At 66.9% G+C, this 18,661-nt stretch carries 11 protein-coding genes; 3 read left to right on the forward strand and 8 right to left on the reverse strand.

Going from position 1 to position 18,661, the window contains the following annotated elements; genetic code table 11:
* Positions 1 to 70 precede the first annotated feature (70 nt).
* Positions 71 to 3,151 (reverse strand): MdtB/MuxB family multidrug efflux RND transporter permease subunit, encoded by a 3,081-nt coding sequence (locus tag D7325_RS09285; RefSeq protein WP_120995276.1) that lies wholly within the window; start codon positions 3,149 to 3,151, stop codon positions 71 to 73.
* On the reverse strand, positions 3,148 to 4,440 hold the full coding sequence (locus D7325_RS09290; RefSeq protein ID WP_120995277.1) for an MdtA/MuxA family multidrug efflux RND transporter periplasmic adaptor subunit: 1,293 nt from the start codon (positions 4,438 to 4,440) through the stop codon (positions 3,148 to 3,150). Before D7325_RS09290 ends, D7325_RS09285 begins: the two co-directional genes overlap by 4 nt.
* 269 nt (positions 4,441 to 4,709) lie before the next feature.
* On the opposite strand from D7325_RS09290, the gene D7325_RS09295 reads away from it, so the two are divergent.
* Positions 4,710 to 6,176, forward strand: a complete 1,467-nt coding sequence (locus D7325_RS09295) for a lipid II flippase MurJ (protein ID WP_120995278.1) — start codon at positions 4,710 to 4,712, stop codon at positions 6,174 to 6,176.
* Between the two features lie 101 nt (positions 6,177 to 6,277).
* On the opposite strand, the gene D7325_RS09300 is transcribed toward D7325_RS09295, so the two are convergent.
* The 6 genes from D7325_RS09300 to D7325_RS09325 form a co-directional block, all read right to left on the reverse strand.
* Complete coding sequence (locus D7325_RS09300; protein WP_120995279.1) at positions 6,278 to 7,456, reverse strand: NAD(P)-dependent oxidoreductase; 1,179 nt, start codon at positions 7,454 to 7,456, stop codon at positions 6,278 to 6,280.
* 401 nt (positions 7,457 to 7,857) lie between these two features.
* Positions 7,858 to 8,358 carry a thiol peroxidase gene (tpx, locus tag D7325_RS09305; protein ID WP_120995280.1) on the reverse strand — a complete coding sequence of 167 codons (501 nt, stop codon included), beginning with the start codon at positions 8,356 to 8,358 and terminating at the stop codon, positions 7,858 to 7,860.
* 54 nt (positions 8,359 to 8,412) lie between these two features.
* The gene (locus D7325_RS09310) at positions 8,413 to 9,762 is read right to left on the reverse strand and encodes an alanine/glycine:cation symporter family protein (protein ID WP_120995281.1); all 1,350 of its coding nucleotides are present in this window, start codon (positions 9,760 to 9,762) and stop codon (positions 8,413 to 8,415) included.
* Positions 9,763 to 10,011: 249 nt separating this feature from the next.
* Positions 10,012 to 13,692, reverse strand: a complete 3,681-nt coding sequence (locus tag D7325_RS09315; RefSeq protein ID WP_245962058.1) for a translocation/assembly module TamB domain-containing protein — start codon at positions 13,690 to 13,692, stop codon at positions 10,012 to 10,014.
* Entirely contained in the window at positions 13,689 to 15,434 is a 1,746-nt protein-coding gene (locus tag D7325_RS09320) for an autotransporter assembly complex protein TamA (RefSeq protein ID WP_120995282.1), read from the reverse strand. The genes D7325_RS09315 and D7325_RS09320 overlap by 4 nt, the downstream gene beginning before the upstream one ends.
* Before the next feature lie 75 nt (positions 15,435 to 15,509).
* Positions 15,510 to 16,148 carry a GNAT family N-acetyltransferase gene (locus D7325_RS09325; protein ID WP_120995283.1) on the reverse strand — a complete coding sequence of 213 codons (639 nt, stop codon included), beginning with the start codon at positions 16,146 to 16,148 and terminating at the stop codon, positions 15,510 to 15,512.
* 110 nt (positions 16,149 to 16,258) lie between these two features.
* Between D7325_RS09325 and xthA the strand changes: the two genes are divergently transcribed.
* Entirely contained in the window at positions 16,259 to 17,071 is an 813-nt protein-coding gene (gene xthA / locus D7325_RS09330; protein WP_120995284.1) for an exodeoxyribonuclease III, read from the forward strand.
* Positions 17,072 to 17,198: 127 nt separating this feature from the next.
* Positions 17,199 to 18,575: a substrate-binding domain-containing protein gene (locus D7325_RS09335; RefSeq protein ID WP_425452280.1), complete on the forward strand. Its 1,377-nt coding sequence runs from the start codon at positions 17,199 to 17,201 to the stop codon at positions 18,573 to 18,575.
* Positions 18,576 to 18,661: the final 86 nt, after the last annotated feature.

Consider the following 18,661-nt stretch of genomic DNA (forward strand, 5'->3'; position numbering starts at 1 on the left):
GGCGAAGCCGCTGAAGGCGGCAGACCGCGGGCCGTTGGTTCGACCGCCAGCCGGCACTTTTTCGAAGCGATCATGCGCTCGCCTCCTCGCCTGCCCTATCCCGACGAGCGAAGCGCCTGCCAAGCCGATCGAAGAACAGGTAGATCACCGGCGTGGTGAACAGCGTCAGCAACTGGCTGGCCAACAGGCCGCCGACCAGCACCAGGCCCAGCGGCTGGCGCAGCTCGGCACCCGAGCCGGTGGCGAGCATCAGGGGAATGGCGCCGAACAGCGCGGCCAGCGTCGTCATCAGGATCGGCCGGAAGCGCAGCAACGCGGCCTGGTAGATCGCCTGCTCGGGGTTCAGGCCCTGGTTGCGCTCGGCGTCCAGTGCGAAGTCGATCATCATGATCGCGTTCTTCTTCACGATGCCGATCAGCAGGATGATGCCGATCACCGCGATCAGGCCCAGGTCATTGCCGGTCAGCAGCAGCGCCAGCAGCGCGCCGACCGCCGCCGAGGGCAACGTCGAGAGGATGGTGATCGGGTGGATGTAGCTCTCGTAGAGCACGCCGAGCACGATGTACATGGTCACCACCGCCGCCAGGATCAGCAGCAAGGTGCTCGACAGCGAGGCGCGGAAGGCTTCGGCGGCGCCCTGGAAGTGCGTCTGGATGCCGGCAGGCATGCCGATTTCCTGTTCGACGCGCTCGATCGCCGCGACCGCCTCGCCGAGCGAGACGTCCTCGGCGAGGTTGAACGACAGCGTCACCGCGGGGAACTGGCCGATGTGGTTGATCAGCAGCGGCGCGGTGCGTTGCTCGATGCGCGCGAGGCTCGCCAGCCGCACGGGCTCGCCGCTTTCGGAATCCACGTAGATCCCTTCGAGCGCCTGCGGGCCGATCAGGGTGCGGTCCTCCGCTTCCAGCACCACGCGGTACTGGCTGGCCTGGGTGAAGATGGTGGAGATCTGCCGCTGACCGAAGGCGTCGTAGAGCGCATCGGTGATGTCGGCAATGCGGATGCCGAGCCGCGCGGCTGCGTCGCGGTCGATGTCCAGATACAGCTGCAGGCCCTCGCTCTGCAGGTCGCTGGCGACGTCGATCAGTTCGGGCCGTTCGCGCAACGCTTCGACCAGCCGCGGCGTCCAGGTCTCCAGCAGATCGGGATCGGGCGACTCGAGGCTGAACTGGAACTGCGTCCGGCTGACGCGATCCTCGATGGACAGGTCCTGCACCGGTTGTAGGTACAGCTGGATGCCCGGCACCTGCGCCAGTTGGGGTCGCAGCCGCTCGATCACCTCGCTGGCGGTGACGTCGCGCTCGGCGTGGGGCAGCAGGTTGATGAGCATTCGCCCGCTGTTGAGCGTGACGTTGCTGCCGTCGATGCCGATGTGGGACGACAGGCTCTCGACCGCAGGGTCGGCCAGCACCACCTTCGCCAGCGCCTGCTGGCGCTCGCTCATCGCCGCGAAGGACACCGACTGCGGCGCCTCGCTGATGCCCTGAATGACGCCCGTGTCCTGCAACGGGAAGAACCCCTTGGGCACGGCCAGGTACAGCAGCACGGTCAGGCCGAGCGTCGCGACTGCCACCGCCAGCACCAACCCCTGGTGCCCCAGTACCCACCGCAGTTGGCGGCCGTAGCCGGCGATCAGGCGCTGGACCCAGTCCGGTCGCGCCTCGTCGTGCGCCTCGCGGCGCAGCAGGCGTGCGCACATCATTGGCGTGAGCGTGAGCGAGACGACCAGCGAAATGAGGATGGCGACCGCCAGGGTGATGGCGAACTCGCGGAACAGGCGGCCGACCACGTCCTGCATGAACAGGAGCGGGATCAATACCGCGATCAGCGATAGCGTCAGCGAGACCAGGGTGAAGCTGATCTGCCGCGCGCCCTTGAGCGCCGCCTGAAGCGGTGTTTCGCCGTCTTCGAGGTGGCGGGCGATGTTTTCCAGCATGACGATGGCGTCGTCGACCACGAAACCGGTCGCGATCGTCAGCGCCATGAGCGTGAGGTTGTTGAGCGAAAAGCCCGCCAGGTGCATGACCGCGAAGGTGCCGATCAAGGACAGCGGCACCGCGATGGAGGGAATCACCGTCGCCGAGAGCCGCTTGAGGAAGACGAAGGTCACCATCACCACCAGCGCGACGGCGAGGAGCAGTTCGTGCTGCACATCGGTGATCGCCGCACGGATGGTCTGGGTGCGATCGGTCAGCACCCTGACGGCGAGTCCGGCCGGCATGCTGGCGGTGATTTCGGGCAGCAGCGCCTGGATGCGTTCGACCACTTCGATCACGTTGGCGCCCGGCTGGCGCTGGATGTTCAGCAGCACGGCGCGCTGCTGGTCGGCCCAGGCGGCAAGACGGTCGTTCTCCGCCCCGGTGCTGATGGTCGCGACGTCCGCGAGGCGCAAGGCCGCGCCTTCGTTGTAGGCCAGGATGAGCTGGGCGTATTCCTCGGGCGTCTTGAGCTGATCGTTGGCGTCCAGCATCGACACGCGCGTCGGGCCGTCGAAGTTGCCCTTGGGCTGGTTGACGTTCGCCTCGCCAATGAGGCTGCGAACGTCGGCGAGCGACAGGTCATGCGCCGCCAGCGCCTGGGTATCGACATCGATGCGTACCGCCGGCCGCTGGCCACCGGCGATGCTGACCAGCCCGACCCCGCTGATCTGCGAGAGCTTCTGCGCCATGCGGGTGTCCACCAGGTCGTGGAGTTCCGTCAGGCTGAGCGTCTCGGAGGTCACGGCCAGCGTCATCACCGGCGCATCGGCCGGATTGACCTTGTTGTAGATCGGCGGGCTCGGCAGGTCGTTCGGCAGCAGGTTGGTCGCGGCGTTGATCGCGGCCTGCACTTCCTGCTCGGCGACATCGAGCGCCACCTCCAGCGAGAACCGCAGCGTGATCACCGACGCACCGCCGGAGCTGGTCGAGGACATCTGTTCCAGTCCGGGCATCTGGCCCAGTTGCCGTTCGAGCGGCGCCGTAACGGCGCTGGTCATCACCTCGGGACTGGCGCCCGGGTACAGCGTGACGACCCGAATGGTCGGGTAATCGACCTGCGGCAACGCCGATACCGGCAGCATGCGGTAGGCGATCAGGCCGGCGAGCAGGATGGCGACCATGCTCAGCGTGGTCGCTACCGGCCGCAGGATGAACAGCCGCGAAATGTTCATTGCGCCTCGCGGCCGCTTTCAGCGCCGGTACCGGCGTTGGGCGTCGCCGCGCCCGGCGAACCGGTCGCGGCCGGAGCCACCTGTTGATCGTCGTCGATGTTCTCCACCACTTCGACCGCCGCCTCGTCGCGCAGGCGATCGGTACCTTCGAGCACGACCCGCTCGCCCTCGGCCAATCCGGACAGAACGACGGTGGTGGCACCTTCGGCCGGCCCGAGCTCGAGCGTACGCAACTCGACCTTGTTCTGGTCATCGACGACGTAGGCGAAGGTACCGCGCGAGCCGAACTGCACCGCCGCCGACGGGACGAGCAGCGCGTCGTCCAGCACCTCGGCGCGCAGCCGAACGTTGACGAACTGGTTGGGGATGAGCATTTCCGCTTCGTTGTCGAAGCGCGCCTTGAGCTTCAGCGTGCCGGTGGCCGTGTCGATCTGGTTGTCCAGGCTTTGCAGCACGCCTTCGCCGAACAGCAGTTCTTCGCTGCGATCCCAGGCCTGCACGGCCAGTTCGTCACCCTGGCGAAAGCGCGAGACCACATGCGGCAAATCGGGCTGCGGCAGCGTAAAGGTGATCGCCATCGGCTGGGTTTGGGTGATCACCACCAGCGGCGTCTCGCCGTTGGCGGTGATCAGGTTGCCGGGGTCCTGCTGACGCAGCCCCAGGCGTCCATCGATGGGCGCGCGGATTTCGGTGAATTGCAGGTTCAGGCGGGCTTCGTCGACCGCCGCCTGGTTGGCCGCGACCGTGCCCCGGTATTCGGCGACCAGCGCCTGCTGGGTGTCGAGCGTCTGCTTGGCGATGCTGTCCTGCGCATAGAGGCCCTTGTAGCGTTCGAGGTCGACCTCGGCGTTGCGCAACTGCGCGCGACTCTGCTGGAGAGCGCCCTCGGCCTGGCGCAGCGCCACTTCATAGGGGCGCGGATCGACGATCGCCAGCAACTGGCCGGCCTCGACACGCTGGCCTTCGTCGAATTTCACCTCCATCAGCTGACCATCGACGCGGCTGCGCACGCTCACCGTCTTGAGCGGCGTGACCGTGCCGAGCGCCTTGTAATAGACCGGAAAGTCGCCCCGCTCCACCGTGGCGACGCGCACCGGCACGGGGCCACCGAATTCGCCGAAACCGGGCCGACCGCCGGGTCCACCGCCCTCCGGGCGTCCTGCTCCGCCCTGCCCCGCCGGGCTTGCGGGCCAGAGCCACCAGGCAAGCAAGGCCAGCACGGCCACGACGGCGATGATCATCATCCAGCGGATGCCGGAACCTGAGCGGGAGGCAGCGGAGTCGGTCATGTAGGCGATCGCTTCGAAAGGAGCGTGAACCTTAAGCAGTCGCAACCAGCGCGCAAAGGGGATTTACGGCATTTTTACGTATCCGCGAGTGTCTATTCCGGCACTGACGGGCCGGAACCATGCGCCTCGCCCCGAGTCTATTCCTGCGGTCGACCGGCCTGGCCTGTCGTAACGCGCCCACGCACGCCAACCGGACGCTGCCGTGCCGCTTCATCGCGATCCGCCCGCCTGCCTGCGCGGTTTCGCAAGGATCGCCACAGGATCAAGGAATGAACGCCTCTCTGCTCATCCTGGCATTGACCGTTGCCAGCTTTCTTCTGGGATTTCTTCGCGACCTGTTCATCGCCGAGGCATTTGGCCTGAGCTGGGAAGCGGACCTCATCTTCGTCGCGCTGATCCTGCCGCTGTTCTTCGAGAACTTCCTCGGCCTCGCCCTGCGCGACGCCATGATTCCCTACCTGCAGAAGCTGCGCGGGCAATCCGAGTCGCTGTTCCAGGCCGTGGCCACGTGGCTCTACTGGCGCGTGGCGGGGCTGGGGCTGGCCGTCTGCGTGGTCGCCAGCGCGGCCAGCTACTGGCTGTTGAGCGCGCTCGCCCCCGGCTGGAGCGCCGCGCAGGTCGATGCCGGCCAACTGGTGTTCTGCGTCGGCACGCTGTTGATCGCCGTTCAGGCGGTGCTGTATTGCCAAGGCGCCTTGCTGAACATGGAAGGCGTGTTCGTCATGCCGATGACACGCACCGTTCTGCTCAATGCGGGCGCCATCGTCGGCATCCTGCTGCTGGAGCCTACCGGCATGGTGATCTTCGTCGGCATGCTTTTGCCGCAGTTGGCCCTGATCGCGGTGCAGCACCGGCGGATCGGCTATGTCGGGCGCCGTCATCAGGTGCGCACGGCCGGGCGCGGCGGCGAATTCGGTCTGGCCTTCGCGCCCGTCCTGCTCGCCGCCGGCGCGCAGCAGGCGTGTATCCTGGCCGAGCGCATGTTCGCCTCCTTCCTGCAGGAGGGCAGCATCACCATGCTGTCGTTCGCGTTCCGCATCGTGACCATCCCGCTGACGCTCTATGCGATGTCGATCCTGGCGGTGCTGTTTCCGCGCTTCGTCGAGAGCTGGGAGCGCGGCGATCACCATGAGCATGGCGCCACGGTCCGCAAGGGCCTGTTGGCGGCGCTGCTGTTCCTGGTACCGGCGGCGGTGGTGCTCTGCTCGTTTCCCGAGGCGGTGGTGCAGGTGCTGCTCGAGCGAGGCGAATTCGGCGACGCGCAGACCGCCGCCACGGCAACGCTCGTCGCGGCTTACGGTATCGGCCTGCCGGCGATGGGGTTTGCCCTGCTCTGGGGACGCGCGCTGCTGGCGCAGCATCGGGCGCGCCTGTTCCTGATCGTGATGCTGGCAAGCTCGGGGCTGACCATCGTGCTCGATGCCTTGTTACTGCGCCCCTTTGGCGCCGAAGGGCTGGCGATCGCGTTCTCCGCTGGGGCCGTCGTGCAGGCGCTGTTGATGGGGTTTTTCGTCTACCGGACGTCGCCGGCCGGGTTTGGCTTCCCGCTGCTGGCGCGCTGGCTGGGCATCGCCGCTGTCGTTGGCGGTGTTCTGCATTACCTGCCCAAGCCCGGTGGGTTCATCGAGCTTTGCCTCTACATCGGCGCGGTGCTGGTGGCGTTCGTCCTGGGGCTCGGAGCGCTTGGCGAGCGGGACCTGTTTCGCCCGGCCTATTGGTCGATGAAGAAGGGCTGAAGCTGTTGCGTGCCGAAACGGGCACTGCCATTGGCACTAATGACTGAAACGAAAAGGCCGCTCGATTCGAGCGGCCTTTTTCGATCCACCTGCCTCAGCGATCAGCCCGCGGCACCCGCAACCAGGGGAAATGGCTCCAGTCCCAGGACGTCCTCCTCGCAAACCGATGCCTTCAGGGCTTGCCGCTGCGCCTCGACGATCTCCAGCGCACGGCTGGGCAGGATATCGACGTCGTCGAAGGTGATCAGCTGGCCCGGCTCCACAGCCCGCTTGAGTGCGGTCTTGCGCAGCAGGCCGATCGGCACATGGTCCGGATGGTCGGCCAGGCGGATGGCCTCGCCACGGAACTGGAACCCGCCGATGCCGCGTTCGATCAGGTCGCCCGGCTTCATCGCCTGCTTGGCAATGGCAGCGACCCCCAGCGTCGGCCGCGTCGAGTTGTTGAGCAGCACACCGCCGCCGTTGAGTACGCGTCGCACGGTCTTGGCCACTTCCAGCGAGCAGAGGTGGAAGGGGCGAACCAGGACGTAATAGGGGCCGGCACCGAGCTTGAAGTACTGGAGCGCGGGCGCCTGCTCCTCGTCATGGCGCCCGACGATGAACACGCCACCCGCCGAATAACCGCTTGGCACCACGTAGTCGACGATCGGCTGACCGGCACGGTCGGCCAGCATGCCGAGCACGCTCGCGCTGTCGTTCAGGTTGGTCGACCCCAACCCCTCGAGGCCCTGGCGGGTGATGGTGGCACCGAACCCGTTACCCACCACGACCTGCTCGATCTGCACCTTGGTGCCGTCGGTGAACGAGGTCGTCTGCTCGACACTGATGCCCTGCCGCTTGGCCCAGTAGGCCATGTCTTCGGGTGTCGGGTGATGGTTCAGGAAGCCCTTCATGTTGCCGTAGACCAGCGGGGTGAACCCCATCTGGATGGCATCCTCGTGCAGCGCTGCCAGCGAGCCCGGTTGATCGCCCTCGGCCTCGGTGATCAGCCCCTTGCCGGCCAGATAGGACCCGGTGGTGACCTGCAGCTCGGCGTTCACCGTCACGACCGGCAAGCCGGCCTCGAAGGCACGCTCGATGACCTCGGTGCCGTGAAACACGTCGCCGCTGCATTCGACGATGATGTCCGAATGCGCGATCAGGTCATCGATGGACTGGGTCAGCGCGCCGGCCAGCGGGAAATCGGCAAGGCTGCCGAGCGGACGTCGAGTCAGAACCCGCTCGATCTTCAAATCAGGGTGATGGTTGACGATCAGCCGCACGAAGGAGTGGGCGATCATACCGGTGCCTGAAACTCCAACTCGTTTGACAGTAGTAGACATAGCGAATCCGTTCCGAAATGGGCATCGGCGATTGAGACCCCAGCGGCGTGTAAAGATTTTGTCCTTTAGAAAAAAATCTCTGGCTTATCGCCACCAAAGCGTCACTGCCTGGCCATCATTTTTGTTGTAGGGGTTTGCGCCTCGTTGACGCTAGCCAACGGCTACCCGTCGCGCTAATTGACTGCGATAGACGGTGGATCGCTTTCCGCTGTTTTTCTGCCGTCAGTCAAATGCTGCGGCCGAAACACCCAGGCCAGAGCCAATGCGGCGCCGGGCAAACGAAAACGCCCCGACCGGGAAGACCGGTCGGGGCGTTTTCGTTTTTACGCCAGGGAACGCTTGTATCGTTTACCGAGGACTCACTTGAGCGCGTTCAGCGCGGCGTCGTAATCCGGTTCGCTGCCGATCTCGCGGACCAGCTCGCTGTGCAGCACCTTGTCCTGTTCGTCCAGTACCACGACCGCACGTGCCGCCACGCCGGCCAACGGGCCGCTGGCGATCGCCACGCCGTAGTCGGTCATGAATTCACGGCCGCGCATGGTCGACAGGTTGACCACGTTCTTCAGCCCTTCGGCACCGCAGAAACGCGCCTGGGCGAACGGCAGGTCGGCGGAGATGCACAGCACCACCGTGTTCGGCAGGCCCTCGGCCTGGGCATTGAACTTGCGCACGGAGGTGGCGCAGGTCGGGGTGTCGATGCTCGGAAAGATGTTGAGGACCTTGCGCTTGCCGGCAAAGGCGCTCAGCTCGATATCGGACAGATCCGCGCCGACCAGGCAGAAGCTGCGCGCCTGTGTGCCGGGCTGGGGAAAGTCGCCGATCACCTGGATGGGATTGCCGCGATGGGTCACTTCATTCATGTCTGACTCCTTGTGCGAAAGCCGCGGTTGGCGCCGCGGCGTGGGATGTGTGTTTCAGACTCGGTTGGCGGCGAAATATTCACGCGTCAACTTGACCACCACCGGACTGAGCAGCAGCAGCGAGATCAGGTTTGGAATCGCCATCAGGCCATTGAGCGTGTCCGCCAGCAGCCAGGCGAAGTCCAGCTGGGCGATGGCGCCGAAGGGTACGGCGAGCACCCAGACCACACGGAACGGCCAGATTGCACGGGTGCCGACCAGGAACACCCAGCAACGCTCGCCGTAGTAGCTCCAACCGAGGATGGTCGTGAAGGCGAAGATCACCAGCGCGATGCTGAGAATCGCCCCGCCGATGCCGGGCATGGCCGCCTCGAAGGCTGCTGCCGACAGGGCCGCGCCGCTCTCGCCACCGGTCCAGACGCCCGAGCAGATGATGGCCAGACCCGTCATGGTGCAGATGATCAGGGTGTCGATGAAGGTGCCGAGCATGCCGATCAGACCGGAGCGCACAGAGCTGGTGGTGGTGCCGGCCGCCTGCGCGATGCCGGCGGTCCCGAGGCCCGCCTCGTTGGAGAAGATGCCGCGCGCCACACCGAAGCGAATCGCCGCCATCACCGCTGCCCCCGCGAAGCCGCCGGTCGCTGCGATCGGTGAGAAGGCGTGTTCGAAGATCAGGCCGAAGGCGGTGGGAATGGCTTCGGCGAAAACCACCAGCACCACGATGGAGGCGATGATGTAGGCCACGCACATGAACGGGACCAACGAGGCAGCCACCTTGCCGATCCGCTTGATGCCACCGAGGATCACCAGCCCGACCAGCACCATCGTGGCGACGCCGGTCAGCCAGCCCGGAATCGAGAAGGTCGTTTCCAGCGCGTCGGCCATGCTGTTGACCTGCACCATGTTGCCGATGCCGAACCCGGCGAAACCGCCGAAGATGGCAAACAGCACGCCCAGCCAGGCCCAGTGCTTGCCCAGCCCGTTCTTGATCGCGTACATCGGGCCGCCGATATGCTCGCCACGGCCGTCGAGCTCGCGGTAATGCACCGCCAGCACCACTTCGCAATACTTGGTCGCCATGCCGACCAGCGCCGTGCACCACATCCAGAACAGCGCGCCCGGACCGCCGAGGAACACGGCCGTCGCCACGCCGGCGATGTTGCCGGTGCCGACGGTCGCCGCCAGGCAGGTCATCAGCGCCTGGAAGGGACTGATCTGGCCGGTCTCCGCCTCGCCGGGCTCTCGCCCGCGCCACATCAGCCCGAAGCCGGTGCCGATCCGCAGCAAAGGCATGAACTTGAGCATCACCATCAGGAAAAAGCCGGTACCCAGGATGAGCACCAGCATGGGCGGTCCCCAGACGAGGCCGTTGACGCTGTTGACTAGGTTATTGAGGGCTTCCATGTGCGTTCCTATTGTTCTTGGGCACCCTGTTGGGTGCGTGTCGTTAGCGGGCTGCCCGGGGTACTGCGGGCACCCGAGCCTGGGCGCGCCGCCGTCGGGTCGCAACGGCGGCATTCGCACGCAGCGGTGGAGTCCGTCGCGCGCGTGACCGTACGTGCAATGCCATGCGCCAGAAAACAGCGCGACCGGATGCTACCACGCAGTCACGGCCGTCAATCAATGCCGTGAGGCCCGTCACAGAGCCGATCTTCAGAAATCGCGGCGGTAGAAGATATCCAGCGAACTGGCAAGGCCGCTGGCCACTTCCAGGAAAATGCGCTTGGTCAGCTGATAGCGCAGCGCGAAGGTGTTGGGCGCCTCGAACACCCCTACGCCGTAGCGCAGCGTCAGGCGATCGGTCAGCTCGCCGCTGGCGACCACGCGGGTCTCGGTCCCGCTGCCCTGCGTATCGAGCTGGAAATTCTCGATGCCCAGCCGCTCGGCGAAGCCACCCGCGACCCGCTGGCCACCGAGCAGCCCGAGCCCCAGGGCCGCCTGGGCCAGCAGATTGTTGTCGCCCGTGTCGGCCCCGAGCGGCCGACCGAGCACCAGGTAGGACAGCGCCTGCTCCTGGCTCATCGCCGGTTCGGCGAACACCTCGACCTGCGGCTGCGCGGCGCTGCCGGTGATCCGCAACCCGGCAATCACATCGTCCTCTTCGATCCGCCGGATGGCCTCGATGTCGAGGAAGGGTTGCGACAGCGGCCCGGTGAATAGCAGCCTCGCCCGACGGATGGTCAGCCGTTGCCCGTAGGCGCGGTAGCGACCGTCGACCAGGTTCAGTTGCCCACGGGTGTCGAGGTCGTCGCCGATATGCAGGAAGCCGCGCAGCAGCGCCGTCAGGCCGAAACCGCTGAAGGTCAGGCGGTCCTCGCCCACCACCACGTCCACATCCATGTCGATGTCCACCGGCTCGGCCGGCTGTTCGGCTTCCTCGCCGATAATCACCGCATCTTCCGAGACCTGCACGGTCGAGGGCGGCAGATCGCGGATGACGATCGCACCGCGCGGCACCTCGACGCGCCCGGCCACCGAGAGCTGGTCGCCGGCCAGGGAAATGCGCAGGTTCGGGGCGATTTCCACTTCGGCGTAGGGTTCGATCACCACCGGTAGCCGCTCGCCGACAAGGCGTGCGTCGAGGTCGATCCGATCGCTCCAATCGAGGCTGCCGGTCAGGGACCCACGCCCCTGCTCGCCGCTGCGCCATTGGCCGCCGAGCGCCAGCGCCTCACCGTCGATCTCCACGACCAGATTCAGGTCTTCCAGGCTGGTCGGCAGCTGCCCGCCGCCGATCTCGCCGTTCTCCAGCCGCAGCGTGCCTTCGATTTGCGGGGCGGCCAGGGTGCCGGTCAGCACGCCCGCGCCTTCGATGTGCCCGTCCAGCTGCTCGACCTGCGGCAGGAAGGGCCGCGCCGCTTCGAGCGCCAGATCGGTCAGGCGGAATTCACCCCTCAACGGTTTGATGGCTCCGCGCGGGTCGACGCTGGCCTGGACGAACATCGAGCCCAGCGCGCCGCCGTCGAACTGCAACTGGCCGCTGGCCTCATCCGGCGTCAGTTCGGCGTCCAGCGCCAGGGTCTCGTAGGGGAAGTCGATCCAGCGATCGGCCTCGCGGACGCGCAAGGTCCCCGGGCCGGCATCGATCCGCAGCCCGCCGACCGGCCCGCTGTCCGGGCGCGCAAACGCCAGGTCTGCGTTGAGTTCGCCCTGCCAGTCGACATCCTGCGGCAGGTGCGCCGCGATGCGTTCCAGCGGGAAATTGCGCAGCCGGTAGTCGATGTCCGGGGTCGGCAGCAGGCGCTGCTCGCCGCCGCACAGGCTGGCCGGCGGCGAATCCCAGCAGTGCGCGCCCATCACCAGGCGGCCATCCGGGAAGCGCGTCAGCGGCGTGGTTTCGCGCAGGACCCACGCCTGCTCGGCCGCCTCGAGCTCGGCGCGCGTCAGCTGTCCGTGCCAGGTGTCATCGCGCAGGCCGCCGCGAAGGTCGATGGCGACCTCGGCGAGCGGGCCGTCCAGCCGCAGTTGACCGCGATGCGCATCGAGGCTGCCCTGGGCTTCGATCGTCAGTTGTCCAAGCGCCCGTCCGGCGGCGCGCAGTTCACCGGCCGACAGGTCCAGGCTCCCGCGTTCCCCCTCGTCGAGACCGGCTTGCAGCGCCAGCGAGCCCACCTGGGTGTCGCCGAATGCCAGCGCCGTCCCGTCCAGCCGGGCGGAGGCGGACAGCGCCTCTGGCGTGCCGGTGGCCGTGACCAGCCCTTCGAGCCGGCCACCCAGCCCCGGCCAGAGCTGGCCGAGTCGCGCCAGCTCGAGCTCCAGCCGCGCCTGCACGGTTTCGCCCCAATGTCCGTCGCCCTGTATCCGGTTATCGCCGACTCGCAGGTCGAGTGCGGACAGGCTCCAGCGGGTGTCGCGCACCTCGGCCTCGGCGTGCAGCGCGGCCGGTTGTCCACGCAGCGTGCCGTCGATGTCGAGCGATGCCGTACCCCGCAGCCCACCGGCGAGCGAGCCCTCGCTGCGCACCGCTCCTTCCAGCCGTCCGGGCAAGGCCTCGATCCAGTAGGACGGGTCCAGCCCGGCGAGCGCCAGATCGGCCTTCCATTCGATGGCCTCGGCGAACCCGAGGCTGACGCTGCCACTGGCCATGCCCTCGCCGGCCTGCAACCGCAGGTCGGGGAAATGCACCTGCTCGAGGTCGCCGCTCACCGGGCTTTGCAGCGTGAAGTCGCCCGCCGGACCGGTGCCGGCCAGGTCGAAGTGGCCAAGGTAGCGGCCGTCGTCGTACTCGAACTCGGCGTCGAGCGTCCGCAGGCTGACCGGCGGCTCGGCGATGTCGGGATACAGCGTCGCCCAGGGGAAATCCCGCCAGCTCAGCTTCGCCTGGGCTTGCAGGGCTTCGCGCCAATCGACATGCCCTTCCAACCGGACGGTCCGTTCAGCGCCGGCGGCGAATTCGAGCAGCGCCAGCGTCGCCTCGCTGGCGGTCACCCGCCCTTGCAGGGCCACGTCGACCGGCGTGCCCTCGGCCGGGAGCCGTGTCGTGCCGAGCACCTGATAGCCCTGTTCCAGATTGCCCGCCAGGGTCAGTTCGATGTCTTGCAAGCGCAGCGTTTCGGGCAGCGTTGGCAGCGGTTTGAAGTCATCGCCTTCGAGCCGCAGGCGGGCCGGCAGGTGCTCGGCCAGCGGCTGCACCTCGCCGCTCAGCCGGCCCTCGAAATAGCCGTCGCTGTCGACGCGCAGCGCTACCTGATCGCGCAGCTCGCCGCTCGCCGCGAAGTCGAGCTCCCAGGGCTGATCCCCAGGCGCCGTCAGCGTGGCTGTGCCCTGCAATTCGAGCGGCCACTGGCCGGTTGTCGAAAGCCGCCCCTCCAGCGTCAGCTCGACGTCGTCGCGCACCAGCCTGAGCGTTTCCAGGGTCGCGCCCTCCTCCCCCCAGTCGGCGACCAGCCGCAATCGTTGCAGCTGCTCGGTACCGTTGAACCGCACGGGGCCGACCGCCAGCTCGCCGACTCGCAGTTCCAGGGGCAGTTTGATGTCGGCCAGGCTGAATGGCTCGGCGGGCGGCTGCTGCTCGGGTGTCGGCGGAAACACCAGCTCGACCGCACCGGCGGTCAGCGACTCGATGCACAACGTCAGGCGCAGCAGGCAGGCCGGGGACCAGTCCATTTCCGGCTGCTCGATCTCGATCCGGCGCGCGTCCTGTTGCCAGACGAGCCGCTCGGCCTGCCAATGCCCGCCCAATCGACCCTCGAAGCCGGTCAGCGTCAGGCCCGGCACCCGTCCGAGCGCCCAGCGGCTTCCGCTTTCGGTGCCGACGACCCAGCCGAGCATCAGGGCGATCGCCAGCAGCAGCGCCAGCAGGCCCCAGCCGAGCCCTTTCAACGCACGTTTCACAACTCCGGCCCCATCGAGAAATGAAACTGGAAGCCGCCGTCACCGTCGAGCGCATGGGCCAGATCGAGCCGCAGCGGGCCGACCGGCGAAACCCAGCGCAGGCCGATGCCGACGCCGGTGTGCGGGTCGGGCTCGCTCAGGGAGTTGAAGGCGTTGCCCTGGTCGATGAAGGTCGCGATGCGCCAGCGGTCGTTGATCGAATACTGGTACTCGGCGCTGACAACGACCTGGTAGCGGCCACCGATGCGATCGCCGTCCGAGTTGGTCGGCGAGAGGTGCTGATACTCGTAGCCGCGCACGCTTTGCCCGCCACCGGCGAAATAGCGCAGCGACGGCGGCACCTGGGTGTATTCGTCGGTGATGTTGGCGCCCAGCTGAAGGCGACCGAGGAAACGGTGGTCGTCCCAGAGCGTGGTCAGGCCCCGGAGCATCAGGTTGCTGTGGATCAGGTCGGCATCCGAGAGCAGCCCCTCCTTCGCCGCGGCCAGCTCGAAGCGGATGTGGTAGCCCTCGTTGGGGTCGATGGCGTTGTCGCTCTCCAGATAACTGAACGCGACGCCGGGCAGCAGCAGCGTGCTGAGGCCCGAATCGTCACCGAGGCGATATTCCTCGCGCTGCCACTTCAGCGAGATGACCCGGTCCCAGCCGCTGTCGAGCTGGCTGTGCCACTCGGGGCCGACGCGCAGCAGGCGGCTGAGCGTATCGGTGCCGGCGATTTCCTCGTACTGGTAGCCCCCGGCGAAGCGAAACTGATCGGTGAGCGGCGGATCGAGCGGAATCTCGTACCAGGCGCCGACGTTCTGCCGCGGCGCCGACAGTTCCGCGTCGATGCCATAGCTGTGGCCTTGCGGATTGACCCAGTGCCGGGTCCATTCGAAGCGCATCCGCGGGCCGACGTCGGACGAATACCCGAGCCCGAGGCCGAAGGTGCGCGGCTCGCGCGCTGCCAGGTGAATAGTCACCGGCAGCACCTCGCCGCTGGCCTTGGCCGGGTCCACGTCGACCCGCACGCCATCGAAATAGCCGCTGGCCTGCAAGTTGCGGCTCAGTTCGGCGATCAGCTCCGAGTCATAGGGCACGCCGCTGTCGAACGGCACCATGCGCTGGAGCAGCCGGTCATCGAAGGGAGCGTCGCCCTGGAAGGTCACCTCGCCGAGCCGATACCGTGGCCCGCTGGTGAAGGTCAGCTCGACGTCCGCCGTGCCGGCCTCAGGGTCGATCAGCAGGCGCTGGCGAGTGAAGCGCGCGTCGAAATAGCCATAGCGCGAGGCCTGATTCTGCAACCGCTGCTTGACCGCCTCGTACTCGCCGTGGTCCAGGACCTCGCCTTCTGTCAGCAGATCGCGCGGCACCTCGAAGCGCTCGAACGACGCGGCCGGCCCCTCGACCTTCACCGCGATGTCGCGCAGGCGCACCGGCTCGCCGGGCTGGATGTCCAGCACCAGCGTCGGGTTCTCGCCCTCGGTGATTTCGCTGTCGATGGTCGGCTGGTAATAACCGAGCGCCTGGAGGGCCTTGATCGCCTGCTGCTCGGCGATTCGGCTGTAGCGCAGCAACTCCTCGGCGTCGCGATCGCCCAGGTCGCCGATGTAGTTCTCGACGTTTTCCCGCAGCGCGCGGTTGCCCGGCTCGATGCGCACATCCAGCTCCGCCGCGTTCGACTCGACGCCGAGCGCGACGCCCAGCGCCGCGACCAGAAGCCGCAAACGGTGGCGAGGCCGGAGGCTCCGTGGCGTGGACATCAGGGCGGCACGTTCATCTGCATGGTGCGTCTGACAGACGAAGCGGCCGATAAATTCAGCCGCCGGCGCCTGTCGTCAGGCCTGTGCCTGTTGCGACACGGCCGGCGCCGGGTGGAAGAACACATGCTCGACCACAGGCCCCACCGCGATCTGTCCGACCTCCTCGTAGCCCTGGCGCTGGTAGAAGCCGAGATAGCGCGGGTTGCCGGTGTCGAGCACCAGGCCCTGGGAGTGAGGGTCTTCGGCGCACCAGTCATGAACGGCCTGCAGAAGTTGCTCGCCATAGTGCTGTCCCTGGAAGTGCGGATGCACGCCCATCAGCGGCAACACGTGCACCGCCTGCCCCGGCAGGCAGGCCAGCACCGCATCGTGGTAGTCGAGGTAACGCCGGGTACAGCGAAAGCCGGCCGACAGCAGCATCCGCATGCGCCAGGCCCAGCTCTCGGTGACCTCCAGCCGCCGCTGCGGCGGCGCGATCAGCGCGGCAGCGATCAGGCGGTCCTCGCAGAGCAGGCCGAGCGCCGGTTGCTGCTGCACGAAATGCTGGCGCACCAGCTCGCGAATGGTCGCGCGGACGCGGTGGTCGTAGCCCGGCCGGTCGGCCTCAAAGAGGTAGGCGAAGGTCGGCTCGTGACGATAGGCGTGATACAGCAGCGATCGGGTCTCGCGGTCGTAGCCACCGTCGATCATCCGGACTTGCGCAGGCTCGGTCATTGCACGCTCGCTTTCTTGTCATGGCTGTCCTTGGACGTTAGCACCCGCGCCGCAGGCTCGCCCATCACCCGGTCGGCCAGTAAACTCGCCTCTTTTTGCGAGGCCCGCCGATGAAGATCGTCTCCTTCAATATCAACGGACTGCGCGCCAGGCCGCACCAGCTCCAGGCGCTGATCGAACGGCACGCGCCGGACGTGATCGGTCTGCAGGAAACCAAGGTCGCGGACGAGCAGTTCCCGCAGGCCGACATCGAAGCGCTCGGCTATCACGTCCATTACCACGGCCAGAAGGGGCATTACGGCGTCGCGCTGCTGTCGCGCCAGGCGCCGCTGGAGATCCACAAGGGCTTTCCCGCCGATGGCGAGGAATCGCAGAAGCGCTTCATCTGGGGACGCTTCCAGGACGCCAACGGTGCGCCGGTCACGGTCATGAACGGCTATTTCCCGCAGGGCGAAAGCCGTGCGCATCCGACCAAGTTTCCCGCCAAGACCAAGTTCTACGCCGATCTGCAGGCCCTGCTCGAAGCGCGCTTCACGCCGGGCGATTCGCTGGCGCTGATGGGCGACTTCAACATCTCGCCGGAGGATTGCGACATCGGCATCGGCGAGATCAACGCCAAGCGCTGGCTGCGCACCGGCAAGTGCAGCTTTCTACCCGAGGAGCGCGAGTGGCTGGCCAAGCTCAAGGCGTGGGGCCTGCAAGACAGCTTCCGCACGCTCTATCCGGAGGTCAGCGATCGCTTCAGCTGGTTCGATTACCGCAGCCGCGGCTTCGAGGACGATCCGCGCCGTGGCCTGCGCATCGACCTCATCCTCACCACCCCAGCGCTGCATGCCCGGGTGCGCGATGCCGGCGTGGACTACGACATCCGCGCGATGGAGAAGCCTTCCGACCACTGCCCCGTGTGGATTGCCGTGGACTGAGGCGGATGCGCTGAGCCGAACGCGCCCCGCTGAATGCACCGCGCCAGAGCGGTCAAGGCGCCGCGCTGTCATATTGCCGTCATCCGTTTGATCTAGGCTCGCGACCTCCCTTCGCTGAGGTCGCACCATGACCCGACACCCCTCGGACCTTGCCGGCGCGTCGCGCCATTCCCTGCCATCGCTGTTTCTCGGGCTGCTGCTGGTCTGCCTGCCGTGGCCGACACAGGCGGCGATGGCCGCCTCGAGCCAGGCGCCGGTCCTTCGCATCCAGGGTTCCAACACCGTCGGCGCCAAGCTCGCGCCGATGCTGATCGCCGGTCTGTTCGAGCAGAAGGGTTTGAAGAACATCAACATCGCGCCGGCCGGGCGTGAGAACGAACAGCGCGTGAGCGGCCGGCAAGCCAATGGCCAGATCGTCTGGGCCGAGGTAGCGGCGCACGGTTCGAGCACGGGCTTTCAGGGGCTTGCCGAGGGCAGCGCCGACCTTGCGGCGTCGTCGCGCCCGATCAAGTCAGCCGAACTGGCGCTTCTGCGCGCGCATGGCGACCTGGAAAGCGTCCAGGCCGAGCAGGTGATCGCCATCGACGGGCTCGCCATCGTCGTGCACCCGGACAATCCGGTGAATGCGCTCGACACCCGCACGCTCGCGCGGCTGTTCGCCGGGGAGATCGCCAACTGGGCCATGATCGGCGGCCCCGATCGCCCGGTCAGCGTGCATGCGCGGGACGACAACTCCGGCACATACGACACCTTCAAGGAGCTGGTGCTGGCTGCCCAATCGGTCAAGCTGACGGCCGGGGCGCGTCGCTACGAATCCAACGATCGCCTCGCCGAAGCGGTCGCGGCCGATCCGGGAGGCATCGGCTTCGTGGGCCTGGCCTCGGTCGGCAAGGCCAAGGCACTGGCCATCGCCGACGGCCAGTCGCGCCCCATGCCGCCGAGCCTCGCACTGATCGCCACCGAGGACTATCCACTGTCGCGCCGCCTGTTCCTGTACGCGCTTCCCTCCAACCAGACGCCTTGGACCCGTGCGCTGATCGACTTCGCCCACAGCGAGGCCGGGCAGGCGATCGTCGCGCGTTCGGGCTACGTGCCGCAGACCATCGAGGCGATCGAGCAGAGCGTCGATGCGCAATCGCCCGAGGCCTATCGGACGCTCGCCGCAGAAGCACGGCGCCTGACGGTCAACTTCCGCTTCGCCGAGGGCAGCGCACGGCTGGATAACAAGGCACAGCGCGACATTCCGCGACTCGTCGACTACCTCACGCGCCACGACAAGCGCCGCGGCCAGGTCGTGCTGGTCGGGTTCGGCGACGCCAAGAGCGATCCGTCGCGGGCCGCCCTGCTGTCCAAACTGCGCGCCATGACGGTACGCCGCGAGCTGACGAAGCAAGGTATTTATCTCAAGGCGATCAATGGGTTGGGTGACGATATTCCCGTCGCTTCGAACCTTGGGGACAGTGGCCGGCAGAAAAATCGCCGTGTCGAGGTTTGGGTGTACTGAAGCGATCCGCACAAAGGCTTTAGTAATCAAAGGTTTGAAGCCAACTATTAATGCTGCATCAGAAAAAGCATGTAGATCGCGAAGAG

Origin of the sequence: Stutzerimonas urumqiensis (assembly GCF_003640395.1) — a bacterium.
Classification (GTDB): Bacteria; Pseudomonadota; Gammaproteobacteria; order Pseudomonadales; family Pseudomonadaceae; genus Stutzerimonas; species Stutzerimonas urumqiensis.